At 44.9% G+C, this 19,744-nt stretch carries 14 protein-coding genes and 1 riboswitch; of the genes, 6 read left to right on the forward strand and 8 right to left on the reverse strand.

Going from position 1 to position 19,744, the window contains the following annotated elements; all coding sequences use genetic code 11:
- Nucleotides 1–176: 176 nt before the first annotated feature.
- The 4 genes from lacZ to SPIGRAPES_RS11335 form a co-directional block, all read right to left on the reverse strand.
- Nucleotides 177–3,083 (reverse strand): beta-galactosidase, LacZ type, encoded by a 2,907-nt coding sequence (gene lacZ, locus SPIGRAPES_RS11320; protein WP_014270890.1) that lies wholly within the window; start codon nt 3,081–3,083, stop codon nt 177–179.
- Nucleotides 3,084–3,093: 10 nt separating this feature from the next.
- Nucleotides 3,094–3,918, reverse strand: a complete 825-nt coding sequence (locus SPIGRAPES_RS11325) for a carbohydrate ABC transporter permease (protein WP_014270891.1) — start codon at nt 3,916–3,918, stop codon at nt 3,094–3,096.
- Complete coding sequence (locus SPIGRAPES_RS11330; RefSeq protein WP_014270892.1) at nt 3,915–4,868, reverse strand: carbohydrate ABC transporter permease; 954 nt, start codon at nt 4,866–4,868, stop codon at nt 3,915–3,917. Before SPIGRAPES_RS11330 ends, SPIGRAPES_RS11325 begins: the two co-directional genes overlap by 4 nt.
- Before the next feature lie 64 nt (nt 4,869–4,932).
- Entirely contained in the window at nt 4,933–6,213 is a 1,281-nt protein-coding gene (locus tag SPIGRAPES_RS11335) for an ABC transporter substrate-binding protein (RefSeq protein WP_014270893.1), read from the reverse strand.
- A gap of 262 nt (nt 6,214–6,475) precedes the next feature.
- Here SPIGRAPES_RS11335 and SPIGRAPES_RS11340 point away from each other — a divergent pair, with 262 nt between their 5' ends.
- On the forward strand, nt 6,476–7,495 hold the full coding sequence (locus tag SPIGRAPES_RS11340; protein WP_014270894.1) for a LacI family DNA-binding transcriptional regulator: 1,020 nt from the start codon (nt 6,476–6,478) through the stop codon (nt 7,493–7,495).
- Between the two features lie 532 nt (nt 7,496–8,027).
- Here SPIGRAPES_RS11340 and SPIGRAPES_RS11345 read toward each other — a convergent pair.
- Entirely contained in the window at nt 8,028–8,921 is an 894-nt protein-coding gene (locus SPIGRAPES_RS11345) for a helix-turn-helix domain-containing protein (RefSeq protein WP_014270895.1), read from the reverse strand.
- Between the two features lie 10 nt (nt 8,922–8,931).
- Nucleotides 8,932–9,831: a helix-turn-helix domain-containing protein gene (locus tag SPIGRAPES_RS11350; protein ID WP_014270896.1), complete on the reverse strand. Its 900-nt coding sequence runs from the start codon at nt 9,829–9,831 to the stop codon at nt 8,932–8,934.
- A 257-nt stretch (nt 9,832–10,088) separates the two neighbouring features.
- Between SPIGRAPES_RS11350 and SPIGRAPES_RS11355 the strand changes: the two genes are divergently transcribed.
- The 5 genes from SPIGRAPES_RS11355 to SPIGRAPES_RS11375 all read left to right on the forward strand — a co-directional run bounded on the left by SPIGRAPES_RS11355 (nt 10,089) and on the right by SPIGRAPES_RS11375 (nt 17,113).
- Entirely contained in the window at nt 10,089–12,257 is a 2,169-nt protein-coding gene (locus SPIGRAPES_RS11355) for an FAD-dependent oxidoreductase (RefSeq protein WP_014270897.1), read from the forward strand.
- A gap of 14 nt (nt 12,258–12,271) precedes the next feature.
- A complete protein-coding gene (locus tag SPIGRAPES_RS11360) occupies nt 12,272–13,558 on the forward strand; it encodes an ABC transporter substrate-binding protein (protein ID WP_014270898.1) in 1,287 nt (428 codons plus the stop codon).
- Nucleotides 13,559–13,619: 61 nt separating this feature from the next.
- Complete coding sequence (locus tag SPIGRAPES_RS11365) at nt 13,620–14,495, forward strand: carbohydrate ABC transporter permease (protein ID WP_014270899.1); 876 nt, start codon at nt 13,620–13,622, stop codon at nt 14,493–14,495.
- Between the two features lies 1 nt (nt 14,496).
- Nucleotides 14,497–15,324 carry a carbohydrate ABC transporter permease gene (locus SPIGRAPES_RS11370; RefSeq protein ID WP_014270900.1) on the forward strand — a complete coding sequence of 276 codons (828 nt, stop codon included), beginning with the start codon at nt 14,497–14,499 and terminating at the stop codon, nt 15,322–15,324.
- A 1-nt stretch (nt 15,325) separates the two neighbouring features.
- A complete protein-coding gene (locus SPIGRAPES_RS11375; RefSeq protein WP_014270901.1) occupies nt 15,326–17,113 on the forward strand; it encodes an FAD-dependent oxidoreductase in 1,788 nt (595 codons plus the stop codon).
- A gap of 248 nt (nt 17,114–17,361) precedes the next feature.
- Here the strand turns inward: SPIGRAPES_RS11375 and SPIGRAPES_RS11380 are convergent, their stop codons facing one another.
- Both SPIGRAPES_RS11380 and SPIGRAPES_RS11385 read right to left on the reverse strand, forming a co-directional pair.
- Entirely contained in the window at nt 17,362–18,090 is a 729-nt protein-coding gene (locus SPIGRAPES_RS11380; protein ID WP_014270902.1) for a nitroreductase family protein, read from the reverse strand.
- A gap of 113 nt (nt 18,091–18,203) precedes the next feature.
- Nucleotides 18,204–19,454, reverse strand: a complete 1,251-nt coding sequence (locus SPIGRAPES_RS11385; RefSeq protein ID WP_014270903.1) for a cation:proton antiporter — start codon at nt 19,452–19,454, stop codon at nt 18,204–18,206.
- A 53-nt stretch (nt 19,455–19,507) separates the two neighbouring features.
- Nucleotides 19,508–19,572, reverse strand: a riboswitch (Fluoride riboswitch).
- Nucleotides 19,573–19,744: the final 172 nt, after the last annotated feature.

Here is a 19,744-nt window from a genome sequence, read left to right on the forward strand (position 1 = left end):
CGCCTATAGTGGATATTTGGCCAATTCTAAGAAAAAAGTAGGATACCAGACAAATTGAAAAACGCTCAAGCCCTAGTTCGGCACGTATCCTGTTTGTGCAGGAACCACTTTCTGGGAAAACCCAAAGATAGGCAACATCGTTCGAAAAATAAGATGTTGCCTGGGCAATCAGATGTTCAGAGTATCTCAAACGAAATTCTCCAAGGACCTTCAGGCCCTTTGTAGAGATACTTGTCATGCACCGGGGCTCCCCAGGAGTCATCACCCCCGACGCCTGTCTGGCCGTCAAGGATCCTGACATAGAAACAGTCATTGGTGGGCAGCTCACTCTTCTTTGTTGCATTTTCCAATTCATGGCAGCTATAGGGAAGAACGGAACCCTCGAAGGGTTTTTCTCCCCGTATTCTCATTCCGTGTCCCTGGTCATCGGTCAATTCCAGATATCTCAAATCGGTAAGGTTTCCGCATTCCTGTGGGTCATTATGATTTGTATAGAAGGAGGAAGCATCCTCCTGTGCAATTCCCAGCAGATTGCCGCACAGGCGGTCCTGATACGTATCGATTACAGTATTTCCGAACCATTTTACATTGTGATAGCGCTTGTCTATGGCAAAGCTTATCCCAAAGCAGGGCAATGAGGTGGGGAAGCTTGGGGCAAGTACGGTAAGTGTTGTGGTATTGCCATGGCAGGTATACCTGCATTCCGCCTCGAAGGATGGGGTGGCGATAACCGTAGACAATACGTTTTCAGCAAGATGATACTTTGTACACCTCTGGTACAGGCTGGCCAGTTTGTAAGGTGCCCATAGCAATGTGTTTCCGTTTCCCTTGTCATTGTTGGTTGGTGCTCTCCAGGTTTCAAGCTTGACCGGACGGGAAAGCAGGTTACCCTGATTGGTGAGCATTGCTTCCCATTGGCCAAGGAAGAGGGAATACAGGAATACACCCTTTTCACAACGATAGCCAATATTGCAGCTTCCCTTTATGAAAGGTTCGATTTCTTGAGGTAAGGAGACTTCACCTACTGTATTTGCGAGGAAGGAATGCTTTGCAATAACAAATCCTTTCTCAGCCCATTTGGTTGCAACATCCAATCTGATTTCACCTGTTACGGAATAAGTCTCAGTAGTATCTGGGAGGGGATCGAAAAGCGTAAAGGTTTTTGTTTCACCGGCTCCCAGATCGGTTTTGAAGGAACCGCTTGAAACCGCAACGCCTTCTTTGAGTAATGTCCAGGCAATCAGGAAAGACGAGGCATCGATAAAAAGGTTCCTGTTGGTTATGGTAAGCTTGTTTCCTTCCCCTGCCATCGGGAAAGGGGAGTAGGCATACTTTACTTCCTTCATCTTTGCAGTTGTTTTCCTGTCTCCGGTCAGCAACCCGTTGGTACAGAAATATCCATCGGTCGGCATATCGAATCCGAATCCTCCGCTAAGGTTGTCAGGGTTTTTATCATCGAGTTGGAAAGCCTGGTCGACGAAGTCCCAGATGAAACCGCCATGGTAGACTGGGTGGCTTTGTTCGAGCGCAACATATTCTTCCAGGTTCCCCGTTGAATTACCCATGGAATGGCTGTATTCACACAGGATGAACGGTTTGGTTGCATGTTTGGAATATTCCTGTATTTCGGGAATCTTAGCATACATACGGCTTTCCACATCACTCGTCCTTGGATACCTGCGGTCATGGAAAATTCCTTCATAGTGAATCAAGCGGTTGTCGTTAAGTGACCTGAAGTAATCGGATTCGCTATCGAGGACTGACCCTCCATAGCTTTCATTGCCGCAGGACCAGAAAATGATGGAGGGGTGGTTCTTGTCCCGCATGGCCATGGAGGAAGCCCTGTCCAATACAGCCTCTTTCCATTCTTCCTTGCAATTGGGAATGGTATGTTCATCCGGAACAACCCGGCCGAATACCATCCAGGTACCGTGGGTTTCCAAATTTGTCTCATCGACAACATATAGCCCCAATACATCACAGAAATCATAGAAGCAACTCTGGTTCGGATAATGGGAGGTCCTTACCGCATTGATATTGTTTCGTTTCATTTCCACCAGGTCCGCATAAATATCTTCTTTGGAAATCGCCCTCCCTTTTTTGCAATGGAACTCATGGCGGTTTACCCCGTGGATCAACAGCCTTTTTCCATTGAGAAGTATAGTAGTCCCCTCAATATGGATATCCCTAAATCCGAACGGGATAGTGGTTTTGTCCAGAATGGTTTTTTCATCCTTCAGGACAATCGTGGCATGGTAGAGAAAGGGATTCTCTGCACTCCACAGCAAAGGATTCTCCAAGGTACAGGAAAGGGAGTCTCCTGCTTTGCATTCTGCAAGCAATTTGTCCCCTACAAAAAGGGAAACCGTTTGATCGGCTGTGGCCTCTGCAACCTGTACTTTTGCAAGCAAAGCCCCCAGGGAGAAATCCTGGTTCAAAATCGGTTTGAGGAAAACATCCTCGATATGGGTTTTTTCCAGAATGAGGAGGTGTACACTCCTGAAAATACCAGACAGTCGCCAGAAATCCTGGTCTTCCAGCCAGCTACCGCTGCAAAAGCGGGTAACCATGACCGAAATCAGATTATCTCCCTCTTTGAGTTGGTTGGTGATGCAGAATTCGCTTGGAGTGAAACTATCTTCGCTATAGCCGACAAATATACCGTTGACATACAGAATTACATTGCTTTCGGACCCCTCGAAACGTATCCTGATTTCCTTTTCAAGCTGGGAACGGGAAATCTGTATTGTTCTCGCATAACAACCGGTGAGATTCTGGTGAGTGGGAATCTGCGGAGGGACAATATTCTCTTTTCCGTCCCAGGAGTACATGGTATTCGTGTATTGAAGCAATCCATGCCCCTGAAGCTGAAGATGTCCGGGAACTTCAATGGTTCCCATCGTATCGAGTTTTGCAGGGTCGAGGAATGTGGTATCTGCCTCTTCCGGACGGAAAAAGGAAAGGAAATGCCAGGTCCCGTCCAAAGATATTGATTTGCAAGCTTCACTTACAAAATCGGCATGGGCGGGTACCCTGTTGATTTGAAACACTTCTGGGTCGCTGAGATAGGAAAGGTTGAACATCGAAGAATCCTCACTGTTTTACTGATCCGACCATCCCCTGGACGAATTGTTTCTGGAAGGCAAAGAATACGATAATTACCGGAAGGGTAGCCACTGCGATACCTGTCATGATAACCCCGTAGTCAGGGTTGTAGGCCGAAGAGAGAGAAGAGATAAGCAGGGTTGCTGTTCGCTTATCATTTGTCTGCAGGACGATCAAAGGCCAAATGTAGGCATTCCAGCTGTTCATAAACGAATAGATGGCTGCCGCTGCATAGGTTGACTTCATCGAAGGTATGAAAATGGTCACAAAGATCCTGAATTCATTCGCCCCATCGACCCTTGCAGCCTGTAGTATTTCGGTCGGGTAGTTCATGAAGCTCTGACGGAAGAAGAAAATCATGAATACGGAAGCTGAGGTTACCAAAATGATTGCACTCAGAGAATTGAGCATCCTCAGCAGTACGATAATCTGGAAGAGTGGAATCATAAGCGAGGCAAAGGGAACCATCATAGTCAGAAGGAAGAACGAATAGGTATTCTCCTTGTGTCTTGTCTTGTACATCTGAAACCCATAGGCAGCCATGGAAGTTGTCGTCAACGTGAGCAATACGGTAAAGAAGGCAATCCTGGCAGAGTTCCCAAGGGCTATTCCCATATTTACAGAACCGAAAAGGTTTTTGAAATTGGTTGCCAGCTGATTGCCGAAGGTCAGCTTGCCGGTAACGATTGCATGTGCATCATTGGTGCTGCCGATAATAATCCACAGGAAGGGAGAAATCGAGAATATTGCAGAAATGGTTAGAAAGATATACACAAAAATCATGGTAAACGAAGTTTTCTTTGTTTTTTTCATTTGTTCTCCCCCTGTGACAAAATTGCATTCCTTGTTCTCACTTTGCGCAAGAGAGTGGTATTGGTGTCGGAACTTACCCTGAACTGAATGTAGGTTAGGATAGCAATGATGATAAGGATTGCATAGGAAACAGTAGCCGCATATCCAAAGTTCGGGGTGTATTTAAAGCATATATTATAGATATAGACACTCAAGGTTAGAAAACAGTTGTTTGGTCCGACCGTCGAAGCGGTAACGCCTCCTTGTGCAAGATTCATCGGTTCATCAAACAATTGCAAGGTTCCAATCGTGGACATTACGGTGGTGAACAATATCATCGGTTTGAGAAGCGGTAAGGTAATCGTAAAGAAACTCATGGTAGGGGATGCCCCGTCGATCGAAGCTGCCTCATACAAGTCCCCGGATATATTCTGCATGGCTGAGAGATAGAAAATCATATTGTAGCCGGTCCATCGCCAGATCATGGCGACAATGAGTACAAACAGGGCAAGGGAAGGGGTACCCAGCCAATCGAGGGGTTTTTGGACTAGGTTGAGAAACATGAGCAGATGGTTTACCAGCCCATCATAGGCAAAGAGCATCTTGAACAGGATGGTATAGGCAATAAGGGAGGTTACCGAGGGGAGAAACAGGGCTGTTCTGAAAAAACCTTTGAACTTGAGTTTCCTGTTATTCAACAACGAGGCAAAAACCAGTGCAAGGCAGAGCATGATAGGCACCTGCAAGAGAAGAATCTTGAAGGTGTTTTTCAAAGCAAGGTAGAACATGGGGTCACCAAAGAGCCTGGTATAATTTTTGAACCCAACAAAATTGGAGACGATACCCTTAGTTGACGTAAAGGAAAGATAGAAAGAATAGAAAATAGGATATACGAGAAAAACTGCTAGCAGCAGTCCCACAGGGAGGATGAAAAACCACCCGATTTTGTTGAGTCTTCGTTCCGTAGCCATGATGACCTCCGATTAAAACAACGGCAGAGGTATTTGACCCCTGCCGTTGTCTGTTGTGTAGAAATTACTGAATGGAATTCTTCAGCTGGGCCTCCGCTGCCTGCAAGGTCTGGTCAAGGGTTGCTTTTCCAGCATAGTAGGCTTCCATATTGGCCATGATAGCTGCATCGGCTTCGTAGGTATACTGGCCAATGTTTACCATCGGGATCATCTCTGCCCATTTGCTGAGGTCTGCATAAATGGGGTAGTTGCCGAAGAAGGCATCCTTTTTGGCGAAAGCATCGCCTTCGAAAGCAGGGGTATAGGACCCGATGGCTCCGTTGTTGAGGAGGATGGTCTGGTAGAATTCCTTGTCAGCGCCGTAGATTTCATTCATGAAGGCAATGGCTGCAGCTCTTTTAGGTCCGTTCTGGAGAATATACCAGGAAGAACCGCCGAGGTTCGAGGCATTGACCGAGGAAGTACCGGAGAGACGGGGAATGGGAGCAACTGCCCAAAGCCCACTTTGGTCTTTTCCTGCTTTGATCGAACCGACGATCCATACGCCGGAGGAAATGGAAGCAGCGTCACTGGTGTACAGGGCGCCAACCCAGTCATTCCATCCATTGGTAGGATAGGCAAGGTCTTCGTCAATGAATCTCTTGTAAAGCTGTACAGCCTCACGGATAGCTGCATTGTTGACAAGGTTCGGCTTTCCGTCTTTGTCGAAGTACCACTGGCCGGCACTCTGGAGCATGACTCTCATCAGGCCTCCGTCACTCTTTCCGTTTGCAAAGAGATACCTGCCGGTTTTCTTGTGGTAGTCGGCTGCGATTTCACAGAAACGGCTCCAGGTGATGTTAGTCAGGTCGGCTGCACTGTATCCTGCTTTGGATAAAAGGTCGGTTCTATAGAAAAAGCCGGTTACACCAGAGTCAAAGGGGACACTATAATTCTTGCCGCCGACAACACCAATATCTGTCTTGGACTTGATGAACTTGGAATAATCGAAGCTTTTGGTCAGGTCTGCGAACTGCCCGGGGTAGGAGGTAAGGTATTTCTGTGCATTGTAATCTTCAATAAGGACAATGTCAGGAAGACCTGTTTTTGTTTTTGCTGCAAGTGTGGTATGCAGTTTCTGCTCAAGGTCTGCCTTGGCAATTTCGACAATCTGGAATTTTGCATCCGGATGTGTAGCCTGATAGCGGCTGATTGCTTCCTGCATAATGGAAATGTTGAAATTTGGGTCCCAAGCCCAGATGGTAATTGGGGTTTCATCGCTGGTTGCTGTTTCAGTTGCCCCACCGGCAAACAGACAGGTCGCCATAACAAGGACCAGAAGCAGAGACAGTGCCTTTTTTTTCATAGAAAGCTCCTTTTTTGCTCATAGTGAATAACATGTGTAAATAGTTTCCACATGAAAGTAATTATAGCGTAAAGCCGAAAAGGGTATCTGTCAATGACTAATTTACTAAAATTTACTACATGTTATTTACAAATACATTACTAAATATAGTAAACTATGGGTAAAGAAAGAGAAATAGACTGTTTGTTATGGGTTTTCTTGCATTCACTATTTCATTTCACTATACTGGTAGGTAAAAATTGGTAAAAGTTAGGTTTGAGAAATGGCAACAATAAAAGATATCTCCAAACTTTCTGGGGTTTCTCCCTCCGCGGTCTCCCGAATTCTTAATCATGATTCTTCATTGAGCGTAAGCAATGAAACCAAAATAAAGGTCTTGGCTGCTGCCGAGGAACTGGAATATGTCACGATCAAAGAAAGGAAGAGGAATTCAGTCAAGGAAAAGCGTCTGACTATTGCCATTGTCGAGTGGTATTCGGAATCTGCTTTGATCGAAGACCCCTACTACCTGTACCTGGAGAAAATGGTAGAAAAGAAACTTGCCCAGGAGGATATCGATACCTTCAAGATTGTAAACATTGATGGAACCTATACTTCGGCAGTAAATGCCCAGGTAGACGGTCTGATTGCAATTGGCAGGTTCTCCCCGTCCCAGGTAACCCAGCTGACCTCGTTCTCTCCCTACATTGTATTCTTGGATTCCTCTCCTGACCCATCTCTGTATGATTCCTTGCTGATCAATACCGAACAGGGGATCACGTTGGCCATGAAACATCTTTTTGAGCTGGGCCACACAAAGATAGGTTTTGTCTGTGGACATGTAATCGATGATAACGGAGGGGAAGGCTTTGACCTGAGAAAGAAAGCCTACTATGCTTTCATGAAGGAGAACAACCTCTTTTCCCCCTCCCTCATTTTTGAAGGTGATCGGCTTTCCTATGAACAGGGTAGAATCCTTACAAAAAGGATTCTGGATGAGAAGGAAAGACCAACTGCTCTAGTTGTTGCCAATGATACGATGGCAACCGGAGTATTGTCCCTCCTGCAGGAATCGGGACTTTCCGTTCCTTCAGATATGAGCCTGGTTGGGTTCAATGATTTGCCATCGGTAAAATTCCTTGACCCACCCCTGACCAGTGTCCAGATTCCCATGCAACTGCTGGCTATGACTGCCGTAGACCTCCTTCGCCAGAGAATTACCGGTGATTATCCAGTCCCCCTGAAGATTTTCCTTCCGACGATGTTGAAGGTGAGAAAAAGCACTGCGATACCCCATAAATGACTTTTGATATATATTATTATAGGTAATTGTGAGAAAAGAGCTATCAAACAGCCTTGTATTGGCTTTTTGGATAGCTCTTTTTATTTTTCGCTGAATGTATTGATTATCATCCCGATATTGCCGTTGGCAATCTGGTCTTCGAGCGAATTGGAATTATTGAATTTGCCAATCCCCATACAATATTACTTGGCAATCATTGGCCCAGATTATGTAGAATGAACTTGGGTTTTCTTTTCCGAATGACGGCACATTGAAAGTTTTTTGCAACAGAGGAAAAAGATCCTTTTCTTTTCATTTGTAAGCATTGACAGCACATATGGGACTAATATTTTCCATTCGAGTGAAGACCTAACTTTGCAGAAGGGCTACCTGCAAAGTCTTGGATGGGTACCTCAGTGAAACCCAGGGAGAAAAGGAATATTTTTTAAAGTGTGTCAAATTGTACTTTACTGCCACAAGAATGTCCTCGTTGCAAAAAAAGGAGCGGACTTCACTTTTTGAAAGTTGAAATGGTCGAGAGTAACCGATTTTCCTAGTTGGTTGCCTGGTGCTTTTCATCCTTGTAATATTTCTGATAATCAGTGGGGGTGATTTTCACCTGATCCTTAAACAATCTGCAAAAATGATTGTAATCCTTGAACCCCAGTTTAAGCGCCACCTCTTTGGGGTGCTGCCCAGTTTCCAAGAGTAACTTTTCACTCTGCTCTATCCTGATTACGTTTACATACTCCCTGAAATTCTTTGCATTGGTTGCTTCAATTAGATTATACAGGCTTGTTTTTGAAATATTGCAGGAGGTAAGCACTTGTTCAACCAAAATCTTTTCGTTTGCATTTTCTGCAATGAAGGTCCTGATTTTGGCCTCTTCCTCAATACCGGCTTTTAGGTCTTTTACCGGGTTTTTTGCATTTTTTACTATCTCGGCAATATATTCTGCAAGTAATTCAAGTGAATACTGCACCTCGGGCACTTCGATTGTCGCTGGCCTGACAAATTGCTCATATAAGAACTTCGCCGTGAGTTTTCTCTGTTCTGGGGCCCCTTGCAACCAACTTTCCCGTTTCTCAATCCCTTTGTTGCCCCCAAGCGCAAAATGGGAGACGTTGATGGATCCGAAAACCTGGGCTTTGTTTGCAATCGGAATGACCAGTTCACATATCCCTGCGGGGCAATATCCCACAAAGGGTTTTCTGGCCTTACATCGTTCATAGAGCGGTTTGTTTTGGGCTAGGCAACGCTGATAGCCTTCACGGGTTTCTTTAATGAACATGCAGTATGGACTGGAGTGGGCGAGATAGGGCCGGAGAACTCTCTCGAGATTTTCATCAGTATAGATGAACCCTGAATAGTCCTTGATAGTAACATCAAGTGAATAGGTTGTCTTGAGGTGTTCGATGTAGGAGGTTATTTTTCTGTAACTTGACATGCTGTTTCCTTTAGGAGAATCGTCGTCGAAATTCAGCTGGAGGTATCCCGAGCAGGGAGGAAAATACCCTGCTATAATAGGATAAATCCTCAAAACCTACAATTTCTGAAATCTCGGCAATGGTCTTGTCCGAGGTAAGCAAATACGTTTTTGATACCTCGATTCTCAATTTGTTTATATAAGTGCTGATATTCATTCCCACTGCCTTGTTGAAATTCCTAGAGACGTAGGAAGTGCTGAAATTACAATACTGGGCAATATCCTCAATTCGAATTTTTTCGGTAAGGTGCATCTTGATATACGCCAAGGCATTCTGGAGGAATTGGTCTTCAATCTTGCTTTTGGGTTGGGAAATCAATTTTGCAGTATTTTCGGTTACGGTATATTGATTGCCAAGGTTTGCGAGGTAACAGGCAATGAATTCAAGGGAAAGCAAAATAGGTTCCATCTCAATATCTAATGGGATCTGCGGTTCGTTTTTGTATAAAACGGCAAGTTTCTCAAAATCCAATTCATTATATTTTTTACAAATCGCATGGAAATTTTTATTCCCGGGTGTGGATTCTGATGCATAGCAACCAAAGGTAATTGCACCGAGGACATTGTCTTTATCAATAATCGGAACGATATATTCAAACATTCCTGCATGGCAGAATCCCGAGAAAGTCTGCCGGGTCTCAGTACATTTTGCAAGCATTTTTGGTATCATATCTAGGCAGTCCCTCTGGCATTGTCTATTGCTTTTTACGTAGACGCAGTAGGGGGCATTGTGATTGGAAAAGAGACTGAGTGCGTTGAAGACTTCTTTGTTTTGACGAAAGAATCCTGTAAAGTCTTTTATGCAAATTGTTGCACTGTATCTATTAGACAATTCTGTGAGATAACATTGCAGGCTTTGCAGGGTAGTCAATTATTCAGCCTCCTCTTTATTTGGGAGCCTACCATGGCTTTCTTTGATTGTCAAACAAGATCTACTGGTAAAGAGGCAGAATGGTTATGTACTTCCAATAGACTGGTTAGCTGATTGCAATGAAAAACTGAACATATCTACAATTATATTTTTTTTCGCAATCTTCTTGTGCAATTGAATTATGAGCATTTATTTTAAAATAGTCTGCAAAATTTTCCATTGTTTTCTGCTGATTCCTACCGTACAGTTTCCACATAATGAAAAAAGAAACGGATTACGAGAAACATATCGTTGCAGATATAACCATAGTCGGGGGTGGACTATCAGGGGTTTGTGCCGCAATAGCGGCCGCCCGGAAGGGATGTACAGTCTCACTGGTCCATTCCCGTTCGGTTTTAGGTGGAAACAGCTCTAGCGAGATACGGGTATGGACCAGAGGGGCCACCGGGGGAGGAAACCTTTTTGCCGAGGAAATGGGCATACTGGGGGAACTTAAGCTTACCAACCAATATAGAAACCCCGAGGGAAACCCTATCCTTTGGGATGATATTCTTCTGGACGCAGTACTTACTGAAAAAAATATTTCACTGTTCCTCAACTCTTTTGTTTTCCAGGTAGAAAGCAAGGAAGGTCATGTTGCGTCGGTACATGCCCTCGAAATAAACTCGGAACGAGCATTTTGTTTCACGTCAGATTTTTTTATTGATGCTACTGGGGATGGTTTTATAGCTGCCTCGGCCGGCATGCCTTTCGTTGTTGGAAAAGAAAGCAAGGAAACCTATAATGAGGGTAAGGCCCCCGAAAAATTTGATCCAACAACCCAAGGCTGTACGATACTGATGAACATCCTTAAAAGAGATCACCCAGTTCCCTTTGTCGCACCGTCGTTTGCTTATTCTCTTTCAAAAATCGAACAGCTTCTCAATAATGGTGGACGTATCATATCTGAGAAATCAAACGGTTGTGATTTTTGGTGGGTCGAGTTCGGAGGCCAGCTCGATACAATCCAGGATATCGCTACAATTTCCCTTGAGTTGAAAAGGCTTTCCTATGGAATCTACAACTATATAAAGAATTCTGGGAAGTATGAGGCAGAAAATCTTGATTTAATTTGGATGGGTAACCTGCCGGGGAAACGGGAATCAAGAAGGTTTGTTACCGATTATGTGCTTACGGGTAACGATATCCTTGCAGGGACAAAATTTGAAGATGTTGCTTTCTATGGTGGGTGGTATATGGATTTCCATCCCTCCGAGGGTATCTACAGCAAGTCAGATTTCTGCACCCAGATACCGGTTCCTTTGTATGGCATACCTTTGCGTGTATTGTACGCTTCCTCTTTTGATAATCTCATGCTCTGCGGCCGAATCATCGGAGCTTCCCATACAGCTTTTTCGAGTACTCGCATCATGGATACCTGCGCCTTGTCAGGGCAATCTGCTGGGACGGCAGCTTCCGTACTTGTTTCCCGAAAGCTGAAAACCTGTAATCTGAGGAATTCCTCGGTGTATGGTGAGGTACAGGCTATCCTGGATGCCAATGATCTGTTGTTGCCAGGATATACCTCAAAGCCAATCGGCAATATTGCAGAATGCATACCTAGCAGTGTTGTTTCCTCTTGTCAGGGAAAAGAAAAGAATAAATTGGAACTTGCCGATGATTTTTTTCTGGCAATTCCCGTTACCCTGGCGAAGGAATCTTCAATTTTCGTCGAAGCCAGTGAGAGTGCAAAACTTTCTGTCGAAATCAGCTTCTCAATGCTTCCGAGCAGGAATTGCCAACCAGGGAGAATAACAATCGGGCAGCTATCCCTCAATTCTGGTAGGAACAAGGTTTCTCTGAAACCCTTTAGTGACGGTGAAGGATATCTGTTGTTGGTTATCCGCAGAACCTTGGGTGTTTCGGTTGTTACCTGTGACCAGGAGTTGCCTGGGGTACTCTGTGGCTATACCCAGCTGGCAACATATCAATTCCCTTTGCTAGAGATTGCTTCGTTTGAGACCTATGGAGCTTTAAACCTTTCCAATGGATATACCAGACCCTATGGGGGAGCAAATATCTGGCTGTCCGACCAAGAGGAAAAACCAAGTGTCAAACTGATTCTCACCTCAATGCAAACCGTATCTGCAGTGGAATTCTTTTTCGATTGTTCGCTAAGCCAGGAAATGGTAAGCAGCAGGGTTATGGATGTTGATGCACATCATAATATTCATCTCCGCAATGGGGTTAGTCCCTCTCTAGTCAGGGATTTTGAAATCTTTGCTGTGATTGGTGAATGCAATGTACTGCTTGGCCAAGTGCATGATAATTTTCAGCGTCATATTAAAGTGTCATTTGATCCAGTGATTACCCAATGTGTTTTCGTTCGGTTCTTGAGGACTTTCGGTGCTAAAAACACTGGTGTCTATGAAATACGAGTTCATTAAAAAGGAGTAGGACAATGAAAAAGTTTGTTGTCGTGTTGTCAATTTTGGCAATGGTGGTTTCTTCGGCCTTTGCAGCTGGTTCTTCAGAGAAAACAGTTGAGCAGGACGGAATGGTTTTTTCCAACTGGTCAGGTTCGGAAAAAGCATCTTCAGAGATTTTTACCTGGATGATAGATTCTTTCAATCAGAAAAGTGCACCAGAAAATAAAATCGAACAAATTAACTGGCCTTGGGGCGAGACAGAGTCTCAGCTTGCTATTCGTGCACAGGGAAATGAACCCTATGATGTTGCCCAGATAGATATCAGGATGCTTCCCGCTTTGGCTGAAGCCGGCGTGCTTGCCGACCTTACCAAGGTGTTCGGATCTTCATATTTTACGGACAATTTCTCAGAAGGTTCGATTTCTGTCGGAAATTACAAAGGAACCCAGTACGGAGTACCTTGGACTGTTGCACCTATGGCGTTGATTTCCAATCCCAAGATTCTTTCAGATTCCGGGGTTGATTTCGAAATTGTTACGATTGCTGATTTCGAGAAAGCTTGTGCCATGGTAAAGGAAAACCATCCTGCAAACAAAGATGCCGATTTGTCGAATGATATTATTCCTTATGCCGCAATGACAAAGGATTCTGGAACTGCTGCCCCTGATTTGATGGTCTGGCTTTGGACCTTTGGTGCCAATGTTTATGACAGTGATGGAAATTGTACCCTAAATAGTGAAAAAGCAGTTTCTGCACTCACTTGGTTCGAGAATCTGATGGAAAAAGGGTATATTCAGAAAGCCGTTTCCCGCGGCGATGCCAGGACTCTTTTTAAGGAAGGCCGTGTAGCGTTCTATGATGATGCCTTGATGAGCAAAGGTGCCATTACCAATGATGCTTTTGGTGATATCTCAACCTATGCCTTTCCAAAGGTCCATCCGGTCCTGAACAAAGGGGACAAGCCACAGGCCAGTGGGTGGGGCCATTTGCTGGTCATTATCGACCGCAGTCCAAAAAAGGCTGAGGCCAAGGCTTTCATTGAACACCTGATAAGCGAAGAAGTTGCACTCAAGTATTTTAAGGAGAATGGGATGCTTCCTTCCAGAAAAGCAGTCCTTTCCAATACTGCGGTTACTTCAGACTACTGGTCAAATGCCTGGACACCTGTCCTTGCAGGTGGAAGACTGGCAGAGACTGCAGGTCCCCAGTATGCAGCGGCTAATGGAGTAATATTGGAGGAACTGCAATCAATGCTTTCCGGGACAAAGACTCCGAAACAGGCTGCCGATGCTATGTGTTCCAGAATTACCAGTCTATAATATGTAGGAAGTCCTGCCTTCTACGAGAAGGCAGGGCCCCTTTCAGAATAAAGGAAATACCATGAACCGATCGTCAAGAGACCAAGCATTAATGGGATGGGTGTTAATTCTCCCTGCTTTGGCTATCTTTCTGCTTATGATTTTCTATCCCTTCGTAAATTCGATCCTCATTAGTTTTACCAATAGGAACCTCATCTACCCGAACTATAAGTTCATTGGACTTGAAAATTATCGGAAACTATTTTCCGATCCAAATACCCTGCAGTTGATTCTGACTACTGTCACGTTTGTCTTCTTCTCGACCCTTGCTCCTTTTTGCATTGGTCTGGTCTGGGCTTTGCTGATGAACCAGAAATTCAAAGGCTCTGAGTTTCTTCGCGGTTTTGCATTAGTCAACTGGATTATCCCCGGAATTGCCATCGGTTTCTTATGGAGCTGGATATTCAATGGGGATTATGGAATATTGAATGCCTTGTTGGCAAAGCTTGGCATAATTGAAAAAAATGTAATCTGGCTAGGGGGGAAGCAAACCTCCATGCTTGCCGTTGTGCTGGCTAGGACCTGGCAGATGTTTCCCTGGTACATGGCCTTTATTATGGGAGGCTTGCAGGGGGTTTCAAAAGAACAATGTGAAGCTTCCCGGATAGATGGTGCCAATAATCTCCAGATGTTCGTACACGTAATCATCCCTGCGATTAAACCGGTACTGACCCTCATTCTTATTTTGGGAACTATCGGCAATCTGCAGCACTTTGATTTGATCAATGTCATGACAGGTGGCGGCCCGGAACGGGCAACCTCAACGTTTGCAACCGAGGTGTACAAGAAAGCGTTCAAGGAGTACAGCCTAGGGCGTGCGGCATCTCTCGGGGTTGTCTGGGCTGTGGCTTTGAGTATATTCAGCGGTTTTTATCTTAAACGCATCAAGGAGGACTAGGATGTTTCAGAAAACAGTTGGTTTTAAAATATTTTTCTGGGTCTTTCTTGTGATGATTGGATTTTTTGCCTTTTTCCCTCAATTGTGGATGATATCGACATCACTTAAACCAGAGAGCGAAATGTTTACCTTTTCTTTTTTCAGATACTTTGATACTGGCAATATCCTCAGGGTTTTATCTGATACTACTTTTCTGCGGTATCTGAGAAACGGCATCGTGGTTGCCGTAGCTTCCTCGTTCTGTTCTACCGTAGTGTCTGTTTTTGCAGGGTATAGCTTCTCCAAGTTTAGGTACAAGGGGCGAAAATCAGTCATGGCCTTGATTATGATAAGCCAGGCTTTTCCCCAGGGATTGTTATTGCTCAGCCTATATCCAATGATGCAGAAAATCGGAATGTTGGATAAACTCCCTGCGATCATCTTAGCCTATGTAGCATTGACTCTCCCTGTTGGAACCTGGACGCTGAAAGCCTATTTCGACCAAGTGCCTGCCTCGCTTTTGGAGGCTGCCCGGGTAGATGGGTCCTCAGAGTGGAGGACAATGTTTCAGATAATCATTCCATTAGCAATCCCAGGTATGATGACTATTGCCATTTATAGTTTTGTCTGGGCTTGGAATGACTTGCTCTATGCGCTCACCCTAATTTCCTCCACCGCAAACCGTACATTGGCCAGTGGAATGATTTTTACCTTCACAGGTGAAGGAGGGAACGATTGGATAGGTATGATGGCAGCTTCGGTTGTAGCCTCGATTCCCGTTGCGGTTATGTTCGTGTTTCTTCAGCGATATTTTATCGCCGGTCTGACAGCAGGGGCTGTAAAAGGTTGATATGAAAAACAATTCTGTGCTTGTTCCCGTTGGAAGTTTTGAAGAATATGGGGGCTGGGTTCTCGATACACAGTTTGTTCAGATCATGGGGTGTCCCTATCTGTTGGCACATGGTCTGGGAAAACCTGTTGAGGATGCCCGTACAATTGTGCATTTTCCCCAAAACGGGACATTCTACTTGAAGGTCTATACATCGAATTGGGTATCCCCTTGGAAAAAGGAACATCATCCCGGAACTTTTTGTGTCGGGATTGGCAATAGGGTAGTCCCAAGGGAATTCGGGACACATGAGGGGCTTTGGGACTGGGAAGACGGGGGAAGCATCGCGATTAACCATAATACTGTCGAGATATCCCTGCATGACCTTACAGGATTTGAAGGTCGGTGTGGCTTCCTGTTCTTCTCAACTGATTCTGAATTCGTTCCTCCTAGGGAACCAAAGGAATTGTTTGCATTCTATCAAGATATGATGGGACTCAAACAGGAATCTGTCATTGCGAACTATGATATGGTTGTTGTCGGTGGCGGTATCGCGGGTATGTGTGCCGCACTTTCCTCTGCCCGCCAAGGCTTGAAGACTGCCCTTGTACAGGACCGGAAGGTGTATGGGGGGAACAATAGCTCCGAGGTTAGGGTCTGGCTCGGAGGTCTGACCAATCTGGAACCATTTTTCGGGGTGGGTAATATAGTTGGTGAGTTCGAACAGGAACGAATTGGCCATTATGGGGATGAAAACCAACCGGAGCTATATGAAGATGAAAAAAAACGGGCAATTTTGGAACGGGAGGAAAACCTTTCCCTCTTCTCCGCTACGATTCTGATGGACAGCCTGGTCAAAGAACATTGTATCAAGTCGATTGTCCTTTGGGATTATACAATAGATAGTGTATTTGTCTTGGAATCTAAGCTTTTCTGCGATTGTACAGGCGACGGAAATCTTGGGGCTGGGAGCGGAGCCGACTTTGAGGTGAGCACCAACGGCCATATGGGCATGACCAATATCTGGTATGTTGAGAAAACACAGAGCGAAGAAGCCTTTCCTCCCTGTCCCTGGGCAGTCGACCTTTCCAAGGTGGATTTCCCTGGTCGATCTGATGTCAAAGATGTCTATGACAATACTCGGGAAATGTCTCTCGGCTGTTGGTTCTGGGAGAGCGGATGCGAACATGACCCTATAGCATATGCAGAATATGCCAGGGACATGAATTTTAGGGCGATGTATGGGGCTTGGGATTGTTTGAGAAACCATGACCGGGATTATGGTGGTTACAGGTTGGGTTTTTCTGCCTATATCGGGGGCAAACGGGAATCGAGGCGATTGCTCGGCGATGTTATCCTTACGAAAGCAGAAGTCATTGCCCAGAGGGGCTATGATGATGGCTGTGTTCCGTCTACCTGGAATTTTGATGTCCATTATCCAGATCGTAGGTTTTATGCAGCATTCCATGAAGGCGATGGGTTCCTGACAAAAGATTATCGGGATCGGTATAAAATCCCCTTTTTCATTCCCTACCGATGCCTGTATTCCAGGAATATTGAGAACCTTTTCATGGCAGGGCGAAATATTTCGGTTACCCACGATGCCTTGGGTGCTGCAAGGGTGATGAGAACCTGCGGTATGATGGGCGAAGTAGTTGGGTTTGCTGCCAAAATCTGTAAAGAACAGGAAACTGTACCGCGTGGTGTCTATGAAAGGTATCTTAACATATTGCTTTCCCGTTTACAGTCATTGGAAAATCATGAGACACCCAAACCTAGCCTTGAGAAGCAAATGCATAACGACCAGTGAAAGTTGGTGTTGAAACAGAATCAATTTTTTCCCGGGTACATGAAATTACCTTACCTATAGTATAGGATACTATCGTTTAGGGAATTTCTAGATGTATGCAATCGATAGGGGGCTAATCTGGTAATTTGTTGCTAAAGAAGAAGTCTTAACGCAATACTTCTTCGGGAAGCGGACAAAAAGAACTTTCTTATGAATAATTATCTTCGCCGCAGATTCTTGTTTCTCCCTGTATTCATTCGCTTTTTCTGCTATTTAATAAATACGGCCTCATTCCCAAAAGAAAAGTTTCCTTCTGCTGCCAGCGCAAAGTGCAATTTGGCAATCCCCAGATCGATAGGATCAGTAGTCCTAGTTCCTGGAACCGAGGCTGTTACCCCGGTCTCGGAGTAATGGAAACGGACACGCTGGCTATTTATTGCCGAGGGGGCTTTCTGTACAGCCTTCATCCCTGAAATGAACCATTGAGGCACCTCACTCTCGGCTGTATATAGCTTTTCCAGGGGAATGGATTTTCTTCTTATGGTACGGTACACGAATTTTTCCTTCAGGGTCTGTTCTGGCGGAACATTGCCTATGGAAAGTATAGAAACTAGCTCTTCATCGTTTTCAAGGGGGAAAAGGTCGCTTTTCTTATCGTAGGTTCCTGCAATCCAGCAGGACCCCAATTCCAAGGCAGTTGCTTCCAGTACCAAAAGCTCCCCATAATACCCGATACGCTCGAACAAATCAGAAGTTGAGCGTGAGCCTTTCAATATAATTATCGATTCGACATTTTTAAACATACCGTAGCTTTTCAAAGCAGTAAAGGCCTTGCCTCCATTCTCGAGCCAGGCCAACGACAAACCACCTTCCATGTTGAATTTCTGGATTTTTTTCTGAAGATATGCAATTTTTGCGGGAGCGATCGGTTCTGTCGTGTAGGAGCGTCTCGATTTACGGGTTTCGATTGCAGAAAGAAAGTCTGTTTGGTTGTTCATGAAATTCCTTTGTGCCCGGTGTTCGAAAAAAACCGGAATATCACTTTGTTACACTTGCTTATTCTTTGCTGTCTAAAGCAATAGAATGTATATTTTCTTCTGGACCCTTACAGTTATTGTACGGTAGTTCCAGATTCTGTCAATCTAGAGACCGGTAGTTTCTCTTCCTTGGCTCTGGGACTTCCTTCCTTGAGCAATCTAGGTCCGAAAAAACGTATGCCAAAAAGACCCAAAGGGGCTGTCATTAGGATGGAGACCACTGCAATTGCCAGAATTTGTTGTCCCTCTGCTAGACCATAGCTGAGGGCAACCCCTCCAAGGGCTGCCTGTACCGTTGCTTTGGGGATATAGGCTATCATGCAGAAGAGCCGTTGTTTCCAATTCAAGGTGGAAAAGCTTGTAGCGAGCAGTACCCCAAGGGACCTGAAAACCAATCCCAATAAAATGACAGCGGCACTTTTCAACCCCGCCTGAGACACCGTGGTGATATCAACAGAATATCCGATAATGACAAAGAGCGTGATTTCTGCAAAGATCCATATCTTTGAAAGCTTTGCTGACAATTCATGGGCAGCCGGCTCAAATTTCTCAAGCAAGATAAAACCTATGGTCATCAAACCCACTAAGGCTGCAAAGTGGAAGGTGTCGCCAACCTGTACGAGAAAAGATCCGCAAACCAACAAGATAAGGGTTTTTTCAGTTGCCCTGATATCCGTATAGTGTTTTTTGAACAACAGTGTCAAAAGCAAACCAATGGCTATCCCGGCAGTAATCCCTATGGCTATGGAAATGGGTATGGAGAGAATCGATTTGATAATATGTACACTGCCACTACGTGCAAGTCCGAGAAACACCGAAAACAGCGTAATGGCGAAAACATCATCAACCGAAGCTCCTGCGAGGATAATGGTTGGGACTATCTGTTGCTCTTCCGATATTTTGCTTTGTATATCAAGCATGGAGGGAACCACCACTGCAGGGGAAACCGCGGCAAGCATAAAACCTGTCAGGCCAGAGACTTGCCAGGAAAAACCAAAAAAGAAATGGAATAGGAAAAGCAAGGATGCCCCTTCGGTAAGGCAGGGGATGAAAGACATGGCGATCGCGGTCTTTCCCACCTTTTTAAGCGTGCTTTTTTTTAGACCGAGACCTGCACGGAGCAGTATGACAATGAGGGCAAAGGATTTTAGGAAAGGGGTAATGTCCCAGAGGACAGACGGAGTATAGGGGGTAAGGAAGAAAGAACAGGCAATCCCGAAAAGGACCATGCCCAGGATGGAAGGGAATTTCATTTTGGAAAACAATTTTCCCGATAGATACCCACCGGCGATAATGATGATAAATAGCTGGGAAAGTTGCAACATGCTATGGCTCCTTGCTTCAAACAGGGACACCTCGCCTGTATGAAGATTAGCAATCTTATACAGGAGTCATTGGCTGTGACAACAGCGGTTAACGGCGAACTCCACCACCAGTGACTATGATGTACTTGAAATTGCAATATTAGTCAATTCACAGCGCTGCTTGTTTTCTTTTAACTGCTTTGGTAAAAAGAATACAAAGATTCCACTTCCCTGGCTTTTTCTTCATCAACAAAGGTTCCAGGGTATTGTACCAGAATGTTCCGATAGGATGCTTTATTGGGATTTCCTGC

Source organism: Sphaerochaeta pleomorpha str. Grapes, assembly GCF_000236685.1.
Lineage (GTDB): Bacteria > Spirochaetota > Spirochaetia > Sphaerochaetales > Sphaerochaetaceae > Sphaerochaeta > Sphaerochaeta pleomorpha.